The sequence below is a fragment of the Ruminococcus bromii genome (assembly GCF_002834225.1).
Classification (GTDB): Bacteria; Bacillota; Clostridia; order Oscillospirales; family Acutalibacteraceae; genus Ruminococcoides; species Ruminococcoides bromii.
The window spans coordinates 1-284 of sequence record NZ_NNSR01000011.1 but is presented as its reverse complement, the minus strand read 5'-3'; the positions used below and the strand labels follow the sequence as shown (position 1 = coordinate 284).

1 protein-coding gene is annotated in these 284 nt (G+C 34.9%); it reads left to right on the top strand.

Annotated features, from left to right (window positions below; translation table 11 throughout):
* Positions 1-162: 162 nt before the first annotated feature.
* Positions 163-284, top strand: a 122-nt coding sequence (locus RBATCC27255_RS00090; RefSeq protein WP_147639935.1) for an alpha/beta-type small acid-soluble spore protein, incomplete at its 3' end; no start/stop codon positions are given.

The window sequence follows — 284 nt, the reverse complement described above, 5'->3', positions numbered from 1 at the left end:
TATGATGTTTTTTGTGAATTTCAAAACTTGAAAAAATTACAAATAATAAAACGAATTTCATCGCTAACAATACTATTGCGGCGATGAAAACGGGATGCCGAAACGCCGCTTTATTGATAAATTTAACGAGATTTAAAAGTTTTGAAAAGGAGAAAACAAATTATGTCAAGCAATAACAATCAGATTAATGTACCTCAGGCAAAGGAAGCCATGGAACGCTTTAAGATGGAATGTGCCAACGAAGTAGGCGTAAACCTCAAACAGGGATATAACGGCGACATTTC